This window comes from Kribbibacterium absianum, assembly GCF_030067705.1.
In the GTDB taxonomy this organism is placed as follows: domain Bacteria; phylum Actinomycetota; class Coriobacteriia; order Coriobacteriales; family Atopobiaceae; genus Kribbibacterium; species Kribbibacterium absianum.
Map to the genome: position 1 here is coordinate 132137 of NZ_JASJEX010000004.1, position 14625 is coordinate 146761.

The window sequence follows — 14625 nt, forward strand, 5'->3', positions numbered from 1 at the left end:
GTACGAATGGACCGGCCAATCGTTTTTCGATTGTAGACCGCGGCGACTCCCCGCCTTTTGGTGGGCGCCCATTTATGGGATCGAAACGGGAAGGTCCAAGGGGGCTGAAACGGGCGCCCGACCCACCAGGTGCCCCGACGGGGCGCCTGAACGCGCTTCCCGGGTTGTGAGGGTCGCCCGCTGGGCGCCACGCGAGCCGGACGTTGGCCGATAATCTCACCCGAGAACGCACCAGGACGGAAGGACCCCCGTGGAGCAGCCCGGCACCGCACCCTTTGACAACGCCCGCTACGTGGCACTCCAGGCGGAGCGCATCCGCGACCGCATCGGACAGTTCGGCGGGAAGCTCTACCTCGAGTTCGGCGGCAAGCTCGCCGACGACCACCACGCGAGCCGTGTGCTGCCCGGTTTCGCGCCCGACGCCAAGCTGTCGATGCTCCTGACGCTCCGGGACATGGCGGAGGTCATCATTTGCGTCTGCGCCAAGGACATCGAGAAGAACAAGGTGCGCGGGGACCTCGGCATCCCCTACGAGGAGGACGTGCTGCGCCTGGCCGACTTCTTCGAGAGTCGGGGGCTCCCCGTGGCAGGGGTCGCGCTCACGCGTTTCGCCGGCCAGCCCAAGGCGGAGGCGTTCCGGCGGCGTCTCGAGACCCTGGGCATCCCGTGCAAGCTGCACTACCCCATCGAGGGCTATCCGAACGCGGTGGACCGAATCGTCAGCCCGGACGGTTTTGGCAGAAACGAGTTCATCGAGACGGACAGGCCGCTCGTCGTGGTCACGGCGCCCGGCCCCGGTTCCGGCAAGCTCGCCACCTGCCTGTCGCAGCTCTACCACGAGCACGAACGGGGCGTGGAGGCCGGCTACGCGAAGTACGAGACGTTCCCCGTCTGGAACCTGCCGCTCGCGCACCCGGTGAACATCGCCTACGAGGCCGCCACCGCCGACCTCGGCGACTACAACTGCATCGACCCCTTCCAACTGGCGGCCACCGGCGAGACCGCCGTCAACTACAACCGGGACGTCGAGAGCTTCCCGGTGGTGCAGGCCCTGATGGAGCGCATCCAGAGCGAGAGCCCCTACGCGAGCCCCACCCAGATGGGCGTCAACATGGTGGGCTTCGGCATCGTGGACGACGAGGCCTGTCAGGAGGCGGCCAAGCGCGAGATCGTGCGCCGGTACTTCGCCGCGGCGTGCCATGTGAAGCGCACCGGCGAGGGCCAGAACCAGGTGGGACGGCTCGAGACCCTCATGCGGCAGGCCGGCGTGACCCCCGACTACCTGCCCGCCCGCGAGGTGGCCCTCGCCAAGGCCGCCGCCACGGGCGCCCCGGCGGGCGCGCTCGCGCTCCCCGACGGCCGCATCGTGACCGGCCGGACCTCCGAGCTGCTCGGCGCCGCGAGCTCGACCCTCGTCAACGCCTGCAAGGCCGTCACCGGCCAGGACCCGGACCTGCCGGTGCTCGACCAGGACGCCCTCGAGCCCATCTGCGAGCTCAAGACCGACTACCTGCAGAGCAAGAACCCGCGCCTCCACTCGGACGAGACGCTCATCGCGCTCTCCTACTCCTCCGCGACGAACCCCATGGCCGAGCGGGTCATCCAAGGGCTGCCACGGCTGCGCGGCTGCGACGCGTTCTTCTCGGTCATCCTGTCGCCGACGGACGAGGAAGTGTACCGGCGCCTCGGGATCAACGTGTCCTGCGAGCCCGCCTACGAGGGCCTGGGCTACTACCACCGGTAGGGGCCTCCGGCAGAGTTCCGAACCGTCGAGAGGAACAGGGCGCCACCGAACGCCCCGTAGCGCCTCTCCGGCCGCGCTCCGTTGCAGACCGCCGAGGCCGCGCCCACGTCAGTGCCCCTGCGCCTCCAGCATCTCGCGCGCATGGTTCAGGCTCGCGTCACTGGTGTCGCCGGAGAGCATGCGGGCGACCTCCTCGACCCGCTCGTCACCCGTCACCTCGTGGATCTGGGTCTCGGGGATGCCGTCGTCGCCGGGACGCTTCGACACCACGTACTGACGGTCGGCGAACACCGCCACCTGGGCGAGGTGCGTGACGCAGATCACCTGATGTGTCTTCGAGAGGTCACGGAGCACCTCGCCGAGCGCCACGGCCACGGAGCCGCCCACGCCGGCGTCGACCTCGTCGAAGACGAGCGTCTCCACGTCGTCGGCGTTGCCCTGGACCACCTTGGTCGCGAGCATCACGCGGCTCACCTCGCCGCCGGACGCGATCTTCCTCAAAGGCCGCGCCACCATGCCGGCGCCCGGCTGGTACAGGAGCTCCACCGATGTGGGGCCCTGGGAGGCCGTCCACTGTGCGCGGGGCAGGTCCCGAACCTCGACGGTCAACCGGGCGCCGCCCATCTCCAGACGGGCCATCTGCGCCGTGACGGCCTCCGCAAGCCCCGGAGCGGTCTCCCGTCGCAACGCCGAGACGGCGCCGGCGGCAACGGAGAGCCGCTCCTCCGCTTCGGCCATCGCGGCCTCTGCCTCGCGTTCGGCGTCGCCCGACCCTTCGGCGGCCTCGATGACCTCCTCGGCCTCGGCCTTGCGTTCGAGCACCCGTTCCATGCCGGGGCCCATCGTGCGTGCCAGGCCTTGCAGCGCAGCCTGCCGGGCCTGTAGCACGGCCAGGCGCTCCGGGTCCACGTCCACCGCATCTCGGTAGGCACGGAGCGAAGAGGCGGCGTCCTCCGCCTCGATGGCCAGAGACGCCAGCGTCTCTGCCACCGACGCGAGCTCCGGATCGTCCACTGGTGCTTGCAGCAGGTACTGACCGGCCTCGGCGAGCGCGTCAATCGCGCCCCCATCGTGCGAGAGCGCCTGTCGGGCGCCCTCGGCCGCCTGCCTCAGCGCCTCCGCGTTCTCATAGCGCGGCAGTTCCTCCTCGAGCGCCTCCAGCTCGCCAGGCTGCGGGTCCACCGCCATGATGCGGTCGTAGGTGAACCGCGCCTGGTCCAGTCGCTCCCGCGCCGTCGCGCTCAGCTCCTGGAGCCGCGCAAGCTCCTTGGCGGCGGCGTTCGCCTCTTTGAGCGCGGCTCGGTACTCGTCGAGCGCGACGGCCCCTCGGTCGCCGGCGAAGCCGTCGAGCAGCGCGACATGGCTCGCCACCGAGAGCAGCCGCTGGTGCTCGTGCTGGCCGCAGAGGTCCACCGTGTCACCGAGGGTCGCCGCCAGAGCCTTCACCGAAGAGAGCGAGCCGTCGATGGACACGCGCCCGCGGCCGCGCCCATCGACGCGGCGCACCGCCACGTGGCCGTCCTCGTCGCCGTCGTCCACAAAGAACCGCCCCTCCACGGACAGCTCGTCGGCCCCCTCGCGGATCAGCGACGCGTTCGCCCGCTCTCCCACCAGCAGCTTGAGCGACCCGAGCAGGGCCGTCTTGCCGGAGCCGGTCTCGCCCGTGATGACCGTGAGGCCGTCGTCGAAGGCGATGGCCGCGTCCTTGATCAGGGCGACGTTCTTGGCATGGAGCTCGTCGATCACGGGGTCTCCTCGGAAGGTGCGTTTCACAACAAAACGGACGCCGGGGCGCCCGGCACTCAGCCTACCACAGGATGACAGAACACCCGTTTGAAGTGCTGGGAAACCACCGGTCAGCAGAAACGGCGCCCGCGTCAGACACGACCGTCGCGAAGGGCTTGAGGCCGCGTCAGAAGGACCGGGGGCCGCCGTAGAACACGCGGGAGACGCTCCGGTAGAAGCTCTGGTCGTCCCCGTCGAGGAGCACCATGTCCCCCGGGCCGCGGCGCGCCGCGATCTTCGTCGGGCGCCCGAGCCCCTCCCCAACCAGCTGTCCGTCACAGAACACGCAGCGGTCCACCGGGCGCTCCGGTGCGGTCGTGATCTCCACCACGTCGGAGGCGCCGGTCAGAAAAGCGCGGGCCTGGATCGTGTGCGGCGCGATGGGCACGCACACCATGCCGTTGAACTCGGGCGTCACAATGGGGCCGCCGGCCGACAGCGCGTACCCGGTCGAGCCGGTGGCCGTCGCCACCACAAAGCCGTCGGCCCGCAGGCGGTCGATGTGGCATCCGGAGACCTCCACGTCGAACGACACGATGTCGCCCCTCATCCCCCGGGAGAGCGCCACCTCGTTGAGGCAGAAGCGGTCCTCGAGCACCACGTCGCCCTCGTCGGACTCGAAGGTCACGTCCACGGCGAGCGTCGCGCGGCGCGACACGTGCATCTCCCCTGCAAGCGCGCGCCCCACGGTCCTGATCACCTGGTCCGACCCTGCGCCGGTGAGGAACCCGAGGTGCCCATAGGACAGCCCGAGGACCGGCACCTCCGAGAACTGCACGATCGAGGCAGCCCGCAAGAGGGTGCCGTCGCCTCCGAGCGAGATCACCAGGTCGCACCCGTCGCACGTGGTCCGACTGAGGGGCGCCTTCTTCTTGTCGTGCGCCCACGCCACGTCGATGTCGTTGGCCTCGAGATAATGGGCGATCATCGTCGCGCCCTCCACGGCGGAGGGACGGGAGTAGTTGGGGACGAGCAGGACCCTCACGAGCGCACCTCTTCCTGGAACGATCCGACGACTTCAGTATCGCAGCAACCCCTGCCGGGAACGGCGGCGCGTCAGCACCGAAGCGTGGGCACCGTGTCCAGGTCCAGAGGTGCCGGGGGTGCCGCTCGGCTCCCGATCACGAGGTACTCGTGGTTGCCCTTCGCGCCGGTGACCGGGCTCTCGGCCACCCCCTGCACGGCCAGCCCGACCTCGGAGAGCGCCCTCGCGACCTTCTCCACGGCAGCGCGACGCACGGCCGGGTCGCGCACGACGCCTCCGTGGCCCACGTCGCCCGCCGGCGCCTCGAACTGCGGCTTCACCAACGTGAGGAACGCGCCCGTGCCGGTCAGCAGCCGCCCCACGGCCGGCAGCACCGCGAGGACCGAGGTGAACGACACGTCGCAGACCGCCAGGTCGTAGCGGGCGTCGCGACCAGGGCCTCCCAGGTCGCAGGCGTTCGTCCGTTCGAGCAGCTCGACCCGCGGGTCGTTGCGAAGGCTCCAATGGAACTGGCCGTAGCCGACGTCCACCGCCGTCACGCTCGCAGCGCCCCGGCGCAGCAGCACGTCGGTGAACCCGCCGGTGGAGCAGCCCACGTCGAGGCACCTCAAGCCCTTCGGCGAAAGACCGAAGCGATCGAGGCCGGCGGCCAGCTTGAGGCCGCCGCGGCTCACGTAGGGGCGGCGCCCGCGCACATGGAGCGGCGCGCCCGGCTCCACGAGGGTCCCGGGCTTCTCATATCGAAACGACGGCCCAGAGACCTCCCCGGCCAGGACCGCGCGCATCGCGTCGTCCCGGCTCTCGAAGAATCCCTGGGCCGTGAGCTCGGCGTCCAGACGCTGTTTGTGCTTGCTCACCGTCGCGCGCTCACTCGCGCTCCGCCGGATCCGGGCTCCATGCCCCGTCGTCGGCGTCGTGGATGGCACGGTCCAGTGCCTCCTGCTCGGCGGTCCCGCCATCCGGGTGCCCCGGCGTCGCCATGCCGGCACCGTCCGCGACAACCTCCGCGCCCTGCTCGGCGAGAAGCTCGTCGGCGAGGTTCTCGCCCTCGCGCTCTTGCGCCTCCGTGGCCTTCTCCTCGGAGAGGTCGGCCATGCGCTCCTTCTCCTCGGGCGAGAAGTCGGTCTTGTCGACGAGCTCGACGGCCTTCGACCCGAGGCCAATGGCCTCGTCAAAGAGATCGAGCGACTTCTCGAGCGAGGTGTCCTTGGAGCGGACGTCGCGCACGATCTGGTCCATGCGCTCGGTCACCTCGTGGAAGCTGTTGTACGCACGGGAGTCGCGGCTCATTGGGAGGCCTCCTCCGACGAGGGCTCCGGTTCGGCAACGGGCTCCTCCTCGACGACGGTCTCCTCAATCACAGCCGGCTCGGGCGCCGGCTCGGGCTTCGGCTGCGACTCGGCGAGCAGGTCGACGCCGGCGTCGAGGTCGCGGGACACCCGTCCGAGCACGCCGTTGATGAAGACGTAGGAGTCCTCGCCGCCGAACACCTTGGCCAGGTTCACGGCCTCGGAGATCGCGACCGCGTGGGACACCTCGTCCGAGAAGAGCAACTCGTACAGCGCGACCCTGAGGATGTCCTTGTCCACGTGCGCCAGCCGCTCCAGGGACCAGTTGTTGGCCACATGGGCGATGACCTGGTCCAGCTCGCGACGGTGCTCGTCCACGCCGAGCGCGAGCGACGTGCCGAACTCGTCGATGGGCCCGCGCGTCACGACGTACTCGCCTTCGAGCACGTTGGCCGCCGGGCGCCCCGCGGACTCGGCCTGGAACAGGACCTGCACCGCCTGGGCGCGGGACAGGAGCCTCCCGTAGAGGCCGTCTTTGCTGGACACTCGCTACTCCTTCGGGAAGATGAGCTCGTCGATGCGAACATCCACCGCACCCACCTCGACGCCCACCTGGGTCTGGATGGCCTCGGCCACCGCAGCGCGGATCTGGTCCGCCAGCTCGGTGAACGTGTAGCCAAAGAAGACGGCGACCGGCACGCTCACGACGAGCTTGCCGTCCTCGACGTCGCAGGCGATGGTGTCGACGGCGACCGTCGGGGTCTGGGTGAACAGGGACACAAGGCTTGTGGCGACGTTGTGGCCGTTGACGTAGGCGACACCGTCCACCTTCTCCGCAGCGATGGTCACGACGGTCGCGATGACATTGCTCGATACGGTGATGCCTCCGATGGAGAGTTCATTGGGCATGGGTTCGTCCCTTCGTTCGCTGGCACCTGGTGAGCAGATTCCCCGCCAGCGGTGGGTGCCGTGCGCCTTTACCAAAGACCCATGGTAGCCGAGGCCGGGATCTCTGCCGCAAAGAAGGGTTTCAGCGAACGAGAGGCGCACAGAAAAGCGCACCCCGAAGGATGCGCTCCGTGTGCATTTGGGGACTGTCCCTTTTTGCACGCCTAGACGCGGCCGACGAACTTGCCGTCACGCGTGTCGACCTTGATCTTCTCGCCCACGTTGAGGTACATCGGCACCTGAATCTGCGCACCGGTCTCGATCGTGGCCGGCTTCGTGCCGCCCTGCACGGTGTCGCCCTTGAAACCGGGGTCGGTCTCGGTGATCTCCACTTCGATGAACATCGGCGGGGTCACGCCGAGCAGCTCGTCGTCCGCGTACAGGAGCTGGACGGTGTCGTTCTCGAGCAGCCACTTGGCGTTGTCGCCGATGTACTCCGCGGACAGCGGGAGCTGGTCGTAGGTCTCGTTGTCCATGAAGTAGAAGTCCTGGCCGTCGTTGTACAGGTACTGGTACTCCTTGGTCACCAGCTGCACGTTCTCGAACTTCGTGCCCGCGTTGCAGGTCTGGTCGATCACGCGGCCGTTCTTGAGGTCCTTGATCTTGTAGCGGACGAAGGCGCCGCCCTTGCCCGGCTTCACGTGCTGGAACTCCACCAGCGTGTACACCTTGTCCTTGATCTTGAGACCCATGCCGTTCTTGAAGTCCGCAGTGCTGATCGTTGCCACGAAGCGCTCGCTTTCTATCTCACGCGGGCGCCCGCCCGCACGTACACATAACCACACGACTATAGACCCTCCAGGGTTTGAACTCCCGAGAGGCACACGCCCCGCCACAGGGCCGTCAAACCGGGCTCTCAGGCACCGGCGCCGTCGCCGCCTTTGTCCTTCTTCTTGAAGATGCCGGTCACCTTGTCCTTGACCGTGACGGCGGCGTTCTTGAAGTTCTGCGGGCCGCGCTCGAGCCGGTCGCGGCCCACGTGGCGATTGATGGCCCTCAAGACGTTCGCCCCGTCGCTGATCACGAACTGGAGCGGAGCCGCCTCGTCGGTGTGGACCGTGATCGCGTGCACATAGCCCTTCGTCGGCATGTCGACGACCACCTTCTCCACGGAGCGCCACGGGATCTGCACGTAGCCCACCCCCGTGTCGGCCCGGAACTCCATGCCCACGTCGCCGAGGGTCAGCGTGCCCGCCGTGGGGAACACCGGGTTCGCGAAGCTGTTGGCCCGCGCCTCGAGCTCCACCTCATGGTTGAGCGCGGGTGCCATCTCGCGCGTGTTGACCGAGCTCCCCGCACCGGTGATGTCGGTCTTCTTGTCGAACAGGCCCATGGATCCTCCTTGCTGGTCCGGCGTCCCATTATGGGACAAAACGTCGGGCGCCACGGCCTCCTTCCCGCCGCGACGGGAGTGGGTCCGCACAAACGAGAGGCCCGGCCCCGCAGGAAACGGGGCCGGGCCTCTGCCCTGCTCGATGGGGAACAGGGCGCTGCTTCTCAGAAGAAGCGATTACCAGATGCCCAGGAGGGCGCCGAGGATACCAACGCCGAAGAGGGCGAAGATGATCACGATCGGGTTGACGCCCTTCTTGAGCAGCCACATGCAGAGCGCGGTCAGGCCGAGGGGCAGGAGGCCCGGGAGCAGCTGATCGAGCACGGACTGCAGGGTGGTGGTGCCGACCATGCGGTACTGCTCGGCGCCGGTGTAGGCGTTGCCGGCCTGGTCAGCCATCTGCTGCACGACGGAGTAGCCGCTGCCAGCGACGCTGCTGAAGGAGTTCAGGCCGTTGGACAGGATGTCCGGGGTGATCGTGGCGCCGTTCGCAACGCCGTTGAGGGCGTTCACGAGCTCGGTCGCCGCAGGGTACGCGGAGTCGACGCTGCCGTAGTCCGTCGTGGCGAACACGATGGAGCTCATGTCGATGGAGGTCCAGCGCGGGATCAGCACGCCCATGATGAACATGCCGAGCACGGAGGCGCCCATCGTGACCTTCTGCAGCAGGCCGCCGCCGAGGTCCTTGGCGATGGAGGCGCCGGCCTGGTAGCCGAACTCCTGCGTGTACCACAGGAAGGCCATACGGACGGCGTTCCAGATCACGAAGAACAGGATCGGGCCGAGGATGGAGCCAGCGAGCGCCAGGGAAGCGGCGAACGCGCCGAGCACCGGGCGCAGGGTGCCCCAGAAGATGGGGTCGCCGACGCCGGCGAGCGGGCCCATCATGCCGATCTTGACGCCCTGGATGGCGGCGTCGTCGACGGGGGCACCGTTGGCCTTGGTCTCCTCGAGGGAGAGCTCCACGCCCCAGACGGGGGCGGCCACGTACGGGTGGGTGTTGAAGAACTCGAGGTGGCGCTTCAGGAACGCCTTCTGGTCCTCGGGATCCTTGTACAGCTTGCGCATCGCCGGGATCATGGCGTAGCACCAGCCGACGTTCTGCATACGCTCGTAGTTCCAGTTGGCCTGGAGCAGCCACGTGCGCATAAAGACGGCCTGGCGGTCCTTCTTAGTGAGGACGATCTTCTCGGTCTCAGCCATTGTCTATGCCTCCAATCGGGTTACTCGTAGTCGTTCAGGATGTCGTCGAGAGCGTCGCTGCCGCCACCGGCGGTCGCGACCGCAGCGCTGCCACCGTTGCCGCCGCCGTTGAACTCAGGCGAGAGGTCCAGGTAGACGAGCGCGAGGCACACGCCGATGATGCCCATGGCGATGAGGCCGAGCTCAGACAGCGAGGCGAGAGAGAAGCCGAGGAAGAAGAACGGCCACACCTTGGGGGAGGCCATCATGTTCATGACCATCGCGTAGCCGACGACGACGATGAAGCCGCCAGCGGTGGACAGGCCACCGGTGATCCAGGTCGGAATGGCCTCAAGGCCGGCCTGCACGGCCTCGGCCGGGATGGCCATCAGGATGCCGGCCGGGATGGCGATGCGGAGACCCTGGCACGCGACGGACAGCCACAGCCAGAGCTCGATGCCGCGGGCGTCGTTCTTCTCGGCGGCGCCGTCGGCGGCGTGCGCGAAGCCCACGGTGATGGTGCGGACGAAGATGGTCAGCACGGTGCCGGCGACGGCCAGGGGGATGGCCGTGGCGACGGCCACGTCAGCCGAGATGCCCTGGATGCAGGCGAGGATCGCAGCGCCGACGCCGGCGAGAGCGGCGTCCGGGGCCACGGCGGCACCGATGTTCATCCAGCCGAGGGCGACAAGCTGCAGGGAGCCGCCGAGCAGGATGCCCGTCTCAATGTTGCCGGTGAAGATGCCGATCAGCGTGCAAGAGAGAATGGGCTGGTGGAACTCCCACTGGTCGAGAACGGACTCCATGCCGGCCACGAAGGCGACAATGAGAACCAAGATGACTTGAAAGATATTGATGTCCACGAGACTCCTCCTTTACGTGTACGAGTGGGTTGTTAGGGCATCATGTGGTTCTCTTCAATGAGCTTGAAGAGATCCTCGGAGTTGTCGGTCGGCACCTTCTTCGTGTCGAAGGTGATGCCGTCGTCACGCAGGGCGATGAACGCGTTCACGTCCTCCTCGGACACGGCGATGGCCTGGGAGACCATCGTCTTGCCGGCGGAGTGCGCGAGGGAGCCGACGTTGATGTGCTTCAGCGGCACACCGGCCTCCACGAGGGCAAGCGCGTCCTCGGGGTTCTCGAAGATCAGGAAGGCCTTGACGCCGCCGAAGCGCGGGTCCTTGTAGACCTTGGCCATCTGGGCGATGGTCGTCACGTTGGCCTTGATCCCCGGAGGCGCGGCCTGGGTGATCAGCGACTTGCGCAGGTCGTCGTGGGCGACGGCGTCGGACACGACGATGATGCGGTTGCAGTCGACCGCCTTGGACCAGTACATGGCCACCTGGCCGTGCAGCAGGCGCGAGTCGATACGGGCATGGACGATGTCCATCGGCTCGCCGTTGCCGGTCATGACGGCAGCGTCGGCGGAAGCGGCCGCAGCCTTCTTCTTGGGCTGGGGCACCAGGCTCTCGGGCTTGACGCGAACGCCCTTGCGGCCCTCGATGAAGCACTCCGTCGCCACGTCATGGGCAGTCTTCGCCGCGTCGAACCGGGCCGTGTAGGCCTGGATGAGCATCGGCAGGTTGAGGCCGGTCACAATGGCCCAACTGTCATGCCCGTCGGCGAACGCGCTGCTCTGGTTGAACGGCGTGCCGCCCCAGAGGTCCACGAGGAAGAGCACCTCGGTCTGGTCGTCAAAAGAGGCGACCGCGTCCTCGAGCTTCTTCCGGAAGTCGTCGGGTCCTTCGCTCGGCATCAGGGTCACAGCCGCGACATTCTCCTGGTCGCCGAAGACCATGGAGCCGGACTGCATGATGCCTTCAGCGAACTTGCCGTGACTTGCCAGGACAATCCCTACCATCACATAACCTCCTAAGTTTCTCCTAGACTTTTACACGTACAAAACACGGGCTGAACTATAACGCATCCCTCTCTGTCAGGGGCGATCGCCCGCCGGCTGGCCAGTTGGGGCACCTGACAAAAAAGTGGTTGCTCCTGAACGATCGTTTCGCTATCGTTATTCGTTTTTTGGCTGCTTTGAAGATGCTTAAAGGGCCATAGGATTTCAGCTGGGGAAACGCAGCCAAACGGCTCGATCTAACGGGTGCGACAGGGGGTTCTTAAGGGAGCCTGCCAAGGGCGTCGGGCTCTCTTTTGGCGGCTGTTTCAGCTCCGTCGACAAGGGACAAATCACATTTTCGGCAGGAATAGGAAAAAGTTGACCGGTACAAAACGGTCAACTTTTTCTTTCAAGCTATCATCAGGCGGCGGTTTCATGTAGCTGAATGCCACCCAATCCCATTAGCCTACCGTTCGCAGTTCATGGCCGAGCCTCGTGAACGGGACGTACCCTTCCTCGGTGACCACGCCGGTGTCCTCAAGACGGATACCGAACTCGCCGGGAAGGTAGATGCCCGGCTCGATGGTGACCACCGAGCCCGCCGGGACGGGCTTGCCCCAGTGCGGAGAGAAGCTCGGGCTCTCGTGGATCTCGATGCCCACGCCGTGGCCCACGCCGTGGCCAAAGTAGTCGCCGTAGCCGGCCTCGCCGATCACGTCGGCAGCGACGGCATGGACGTCCGCGCCCTTCACGTCCGGGCGCACGGCCGCCGCCGCGTCCTCGTGGGCCTTGCGGACCACCTCGTAGACGGCCTTCTGCTTCTCGGAGGGCTCCCCCACTGCGACGGTGCGGGTCATGTCCGCGTGGTAGTCGCAGTAACCGGCGCCGAAGTCCATCACGATGAGGTCGCCCTCACGGATGACCGTGGGGCCAGGCTGGGCGTGCGGGTTCGCGCCGTTCGCGCCCGTGGCGATGATGGAGCCGAAGGACACCGCGTCGGCGCCGTGGGAGAGCATGTAGTTCTCGAGCTCGGCGCGCACCTCCTGCTCGGTCATGCCCGGCTTGATGAAGCCGCAGATGTGCTCGAAGGCGTCGTCGGTGATCTCCTGAGCGCGGCGGAGCAGCGCGAGCTCCTCGTCGTCCTTGACCATACGCAGGGCCTGGAGGTCGCCATGGAGGCGCGGCAACAGGCACGCGGCGCTGCTCTCGAGGAGCCCGGCCTCGAGGCCGTCGACGAAGCCCACCGAGGCGGTGTCCTCGACGGCCACGACGCGACAGCGGTTCTCGGCCGCGAGACGGGCGACGAACCGCTCGGCGCTCACGCGGTCCATGTCCACCTGCCACGGCGAGTCATCGCCCAGGCGGTCGAGGAACGCGTGGTAATAGCGGGAGTCGGTGTGGAGCCAGAGACCGTCCTGCGTGACGAACGCGACGTGGGCGGTCTCGTCGTCGAGGACACGCTCGGCGCCGGTCAGCCAGCGCAGGTCGGCGTTGCAGCGAATCGCGACGGCATCGTAGCCGCGCTCTTCCATCAGTGCGCGAAGGCGCGCGACGCGCCCCTCGGTTTGTGCCATAGGCCCTCCTCGGTCGTTCATTGGTCACCGAGGGACAGTGTGCCACTCCGGGCCGGCCAAAAGGCGAGACGCGGGACGGAAGAATCGACCAGCAGGGGCGCCTACTGCTGTTTGGAGGCGCACCACCCGGCCAGGTTGTCCATCAGCACGTCCTCGGGCGCGGCCGTCAGGCGCACGCGGCCCACGGCGTAGGGGACTGCGAAGAGGTACCGGTTGGAACGGCGGAAGGCCGCCGCCCTGATGGCCGCTTCGAGGGCCTCGGGGTCGAGCGCCTCCCTCGGCAGGTCGGCGCCGTCCACCGCAGGGAGCCCCAGACGGTCGAGGAGCGCGTCCTGCGTGAAGACGAAGTCCACGTCGCCGTTCACGATGCCCACGGCAAGGCGCGCCGAGAACCGCATCCCCTCGCCGAGAAGCGCCCATTGCGGCAGGTTCGGGGCCAACGTCTGCAGCCCCTCGGCGAACGTCTCGCCATAGGCGAGGGACTGGCGCACCGCAACGGATGTGGACGAGCACACACGGCCGATGCCCCGGGCACTGTCGAGCGCCTGGCGCCCGATGGCCTCGATGTCGCCGGTCGCGATGGCCTCGCTCCTCATGACGAGCCCGTTGAACCCCTCCTTGCTCTCACAGACGGCCCCCGAGACCTCGTAGGCGCGCGCGAGCAGCGACGCGTCGTCGACGAGCCCGGCCCCGACGGTGGCGGGCGTCGCGTAGCAGAGCGACATCCGGGGACGTCCCGACACCATGCGCGCCACGGTCCCCACCCCGAGCGCCAACGGGCGCGCCGGGCAGCGCACGAGGGCGTCCATCGAGGTGGGGAGGGCCGCCAGCGTGGCGCCGCCGCACCAGGTGGAGGCAGCGAAGGCGCAGAGGGACAGCGCGTCGGCGCCCCCCACGGCCACGATGGCGTCCCCACCGGTTATCGCGTTCTCGGCCAGTGCCTCGAAGAGGCGCTGCGCCTCGGCGACAGTGGCCGCCCGCGCGCCGGAGGGCACGGAGGCCTCGGACACCGTGAAGCCGGAGTCGGTGGCCTCGCGCCGCACCTTGGTGACGAGGTCCCCGTCCGCGCCCTCTTCCACCACAACGAGCGCCCGGCCCGGGCGCCCGACGGCGACCCGCAGGTCCCGGCCGAACCGGTCGAGCACCTCGTCGCCGAAGCGGCAGTCGCACGAGGCGCCGTTGAGCGAGACGGTCTGGCGCAGGGCCAGGGGTGCCGGTGGCTCCTCGACCTCACCGGCATCGGCGGCGACCTCCTCGGACGCGCCGTCCTGAGGCCCCGGCACGTCCGTGGCCGGGGCCGCCAGCTCGGACTCCACGAGGGAGGCCTCCTCCCCCAGCTGGGCCTCGACGCCCTTCGGCAGCTCCTCGTGGCTCATAGCAGCCCCTCCTCCCACAGCAGCTCCGCGCAGTCGCAGGCCACCTCTTCAAAGCTCTTCCCGGTGATCGAGACGCGGTAGTCGCAGACCTCCTCGTAGAGGGGGCGGCGCCGCTCGTACACACGGGCCGCCTCCGCCAGACCGCCGAGGTCGGGGCGCCGGCGCAGGCTCCGCATCTGGGCCAGGGAGTCCTCGAACGTGCCGTCCAAGAAGACGACGCTCCCCAGCTCGTGCAGCAGCACGCGGTTGCGCGGCACCTCGACGGTGCCCCCGCCACAGGCCACGAGCAACGACTTCTCGCGAAGCAGGCCCTCGAGCGCTAGGGTCTCCTCGGCGCGGAACGCGCCCTCCCCTTGCGTGTGCCACACGTTCGGCAGGCTCGCGTGCATCGCGCGCTCCACCAGACGGTCGAGGTCCACATGGCGGCGATTGAACATCGCGCCCAGATTGCGGGTGACCGTGGACTTGCCGGCCCCGGAGAACCCCACGAACAGGATGTGGTCGCATCCCTCGTGCTCTATGACCCCGGGGATCCCCACGTCCGCTCCCTTGTCGCCGCCGGCCGCCGC

The 14625-nt window shown here is 68.1% G+C and carries 15 protein-coding genes; 1 reads left to right on the forward strand and 14 read right to left on the reverse strand.

What is annotated here, in order from left to right; all coding sequences use genetic code 11:
• The first annotated feature begins 250 nt into the window (after positions 1–250).
• The gene (locus QJ043_RS08500) at positions 251–1744 is read left to right on the forward strand and encodes a DUF1846 domain-containing protein (RefSeq protein WP_283713277.1); all 1494 of its coding nucleotides are present in this window, start codon (positions 251–253) and stop codon (positions 1742–1744) included.
• A gap of 108 nt (positions 1745–1852) precedes the next feature.
• On the opposite strand, the gene recN is transcribed toward QJ043_RS08500, so the two are convergent.
• From recN to QJ043_RS08570, 14 genes are all read right to left on the reverse strand, one after another.
• A complete protein-coding gene (recN, locus tag QJ043_RS08505) occupies positions 1853–3490 on the reverse strand; it encodes a DNA repair protein RecN (RefSeq protein WP_283713278.1) in 1638 nt (545 codons plus the stop codon).
• A gap of 166 nt (positions 3491–3656) precedes the next feature.
• Entirely contained in the window at positions 3657–4514 is an 858-nt protein-coding gene (locus QJ043_RS08510) for an NAD(+)/NADH kinase (RefSeq protein WP_283713279.1), read from the reverse strand.
• A gap of 71 nt (positions 4515–4585) precedes the next feature.
• On the reverse strand, positions 4586–5371 hold the full coding sequence (locus QJ043_RS08515; RefSeq protein WP_283713280.1) for a TlyA family RNA methyltransferase: 786 nt from the start codon (positions 5369–5371) through the stop codon (positions 4586–4588).
• Positions 5372–5381: 10 nt separating this feature from the next.
• Positions 5382–5804 (reverse strand): exodeoxyribonuclease VII small subunit, encoded by a 423-nt coding sequence (locus QJ043_RS09775; protein ID WP_347177741.1) that lies wholly within the window; start codon positions 5802–5804, stop codon positions 5382–5384.
• A complete protein-coding gene (gene nusB, locus QJ043_RS08525; protein WP_283713281.1) occupies positions 5801–6349 on the reverse strand; it encodes a transcription antitermination factor NusB in 549 nt (182 codons plus the stop codon). The genes QJ043_RS09775 and nusB overlap by 4 nt, the downstream gene beginning before the upstream one ends.
• Positions 6350–6352: 3 nt before the next feature.
• A complete protein-coding gene (locus QJ043_RS08530; RefSeq protein WP_283713282.1) occupies positions 6353–6712 on the reverse strand; it encodes an Asp23/Gls24 family envelope stress response protein in 360 nt (119 codons plus the stop codon).
• A 203-nt stretch (positions 6713–6915) separates the two neighbouring features.
• On the reverse strand, positions 6916–7479 hold the full coding sequence (gene efp / locus QJ043_RS08535; RefSeq protein WP_283713283.1) for an elongation factor P: 564 nt from the start codon (positions 7477–7479) through the stop codon (positions 6916–6918).
• 128 nt (positions 7480–7607) lie between these two features.
• Entirely contained in the window at positions 7608–8084 is a 477-nt protein-coding gene (locus QJ043_RS08540; RefSeq protein ID WP_283713284.1) for a DUF956 family protein, read from the reverse strand.
• A gap of 177 nt (positions 8085–8261) precedes the next feature.
• On the reverse strand, positions 8262–9287 hold the full coding sequence (locus QJ043_RS08545; protein WP_283713285.1) for a PTS system mannose/fructose/sorbose family transporter subunit IID: 1026 nt from the start codon (positions 9285–9287) through the stop codon (positions 8262–8264).
• 20 nt (positions 9288–9307) lie between these two features.
• Positions 9308–10123: a PTS mannose/fructose/sorbose transporter subunit IIC gene (locus QJ043_RS08550; RefSeq protein WP_283713402.1), complete on the reverse strand. Its 816-nt coding sequence runs from the start codon at positions 10121–10123 to the stop codon at positions 9308–9310.
• Positions 10124–10161: 38 nt separating this feature from the next.
• Positions 10162–11127, reverse strand: a complete 966-nt coding sequence (locus QJ043_RS08555) for a mannose/fructose/sorbose PTS transporter subunit IIA (RefSeq protein WP_283713287.1) — start codon at positions 11125–11127, stop codon at positions 10162–10164.
• A 440-nt stretch (positions 11128–11567) separates the two neighbouring features.
• On the reverse strand, positions 11568–12680 hold the full coding sequence (locus QJ043_RS08560) for a M24 family metallopeptidase (RefSeq protein WP_283713288.1): 1113 nt from the start codon (positions 12678–12680) through the stop codon (positions 11568–11570).
• A 101-nt stretch (positions 12681–12781) separates the two neighbouring features.
• Entirely contained in the window at positions 12782–14056 is a 1275-nt protein-coding gene (locus QJ043_RS08565) for a dehydroquinate synthase/iron-containing alcohol dehydrogenase family protein (protein WP_283713289.1), read from the reverse strand.
• Positions 14053–14595, reverse strand: a complete 543-nt coding sequence (locus tag QJ043_RS08570) for a shikimate kinase (RefSeq protein WP_283713290.1) — start codon at positions 14593–14595, stop codon at positions 14053–14055. The genes QJ043_RS08565 and QJ043_RS08570 overlap by 4 nt, the downstream gene beginning before the upstream one ends.
• Positions 14596–14625: the final 30 nt, after the last annotated feature.

What these genes read in the sequence shown, in the direction of transcription:
- QJ043_RS09775 (WP_347177741.1), bottom strand. Translation starts at nt 5,804, where the DNA reads ATGAGCCGCGACTCCCGTGCGTACAACAGCTTCCACGAGGTGACCGAG.
- QJ043_RS08530 (WP_283713282.1), bottom strand. Translation starts at nt 6,712, where the DNA reads ATGCCCAATGAACTCTCCATCGGAGGCATCACCGTATCGAGCAATGTC.
- QJ043_RS08540 (WP_283713284.1), bottom strand. Translation starts at nt 8,084, where the DNA reads ATGGGCCTGTTCGACAAGAAGACCGACATCACCGGTGCGGGGAGCTCG.
- QJ043_RS08545 (WP_283713285.1), bottom strand. Translation starts at nt 9,287, where the DNA reads ATGGCTGAGACCGAGAAGATCGTCCTCACTAAGAAGGACCGCCAGGCC.
- QJ043_RS08555 (WP_283713287.1), bottom strand. Translation starts at nt 11,127, where the DNA reads ATGGTAGGGATTGTCCTGGCAAGTCACGGCAAGTTCGCTGAAGGCATC.
- QJ043_RS08560 (WP_283713288.1), bottom strand. Translation starts at nt 12,680, where the DNA reads ATGGCACAAACCGAGGGGCGCGTCGCGCGCCTTCGCGCACTGATGGAA.
- QJ043_RS08565 (WP_283713289.1), bottom strand. Translation starts at nt 14,056, where the DNA reads ATGAGCCACGAGGAGCTGCCGAAGGGCGTCGAGGCCCAGCTGGGGGAG.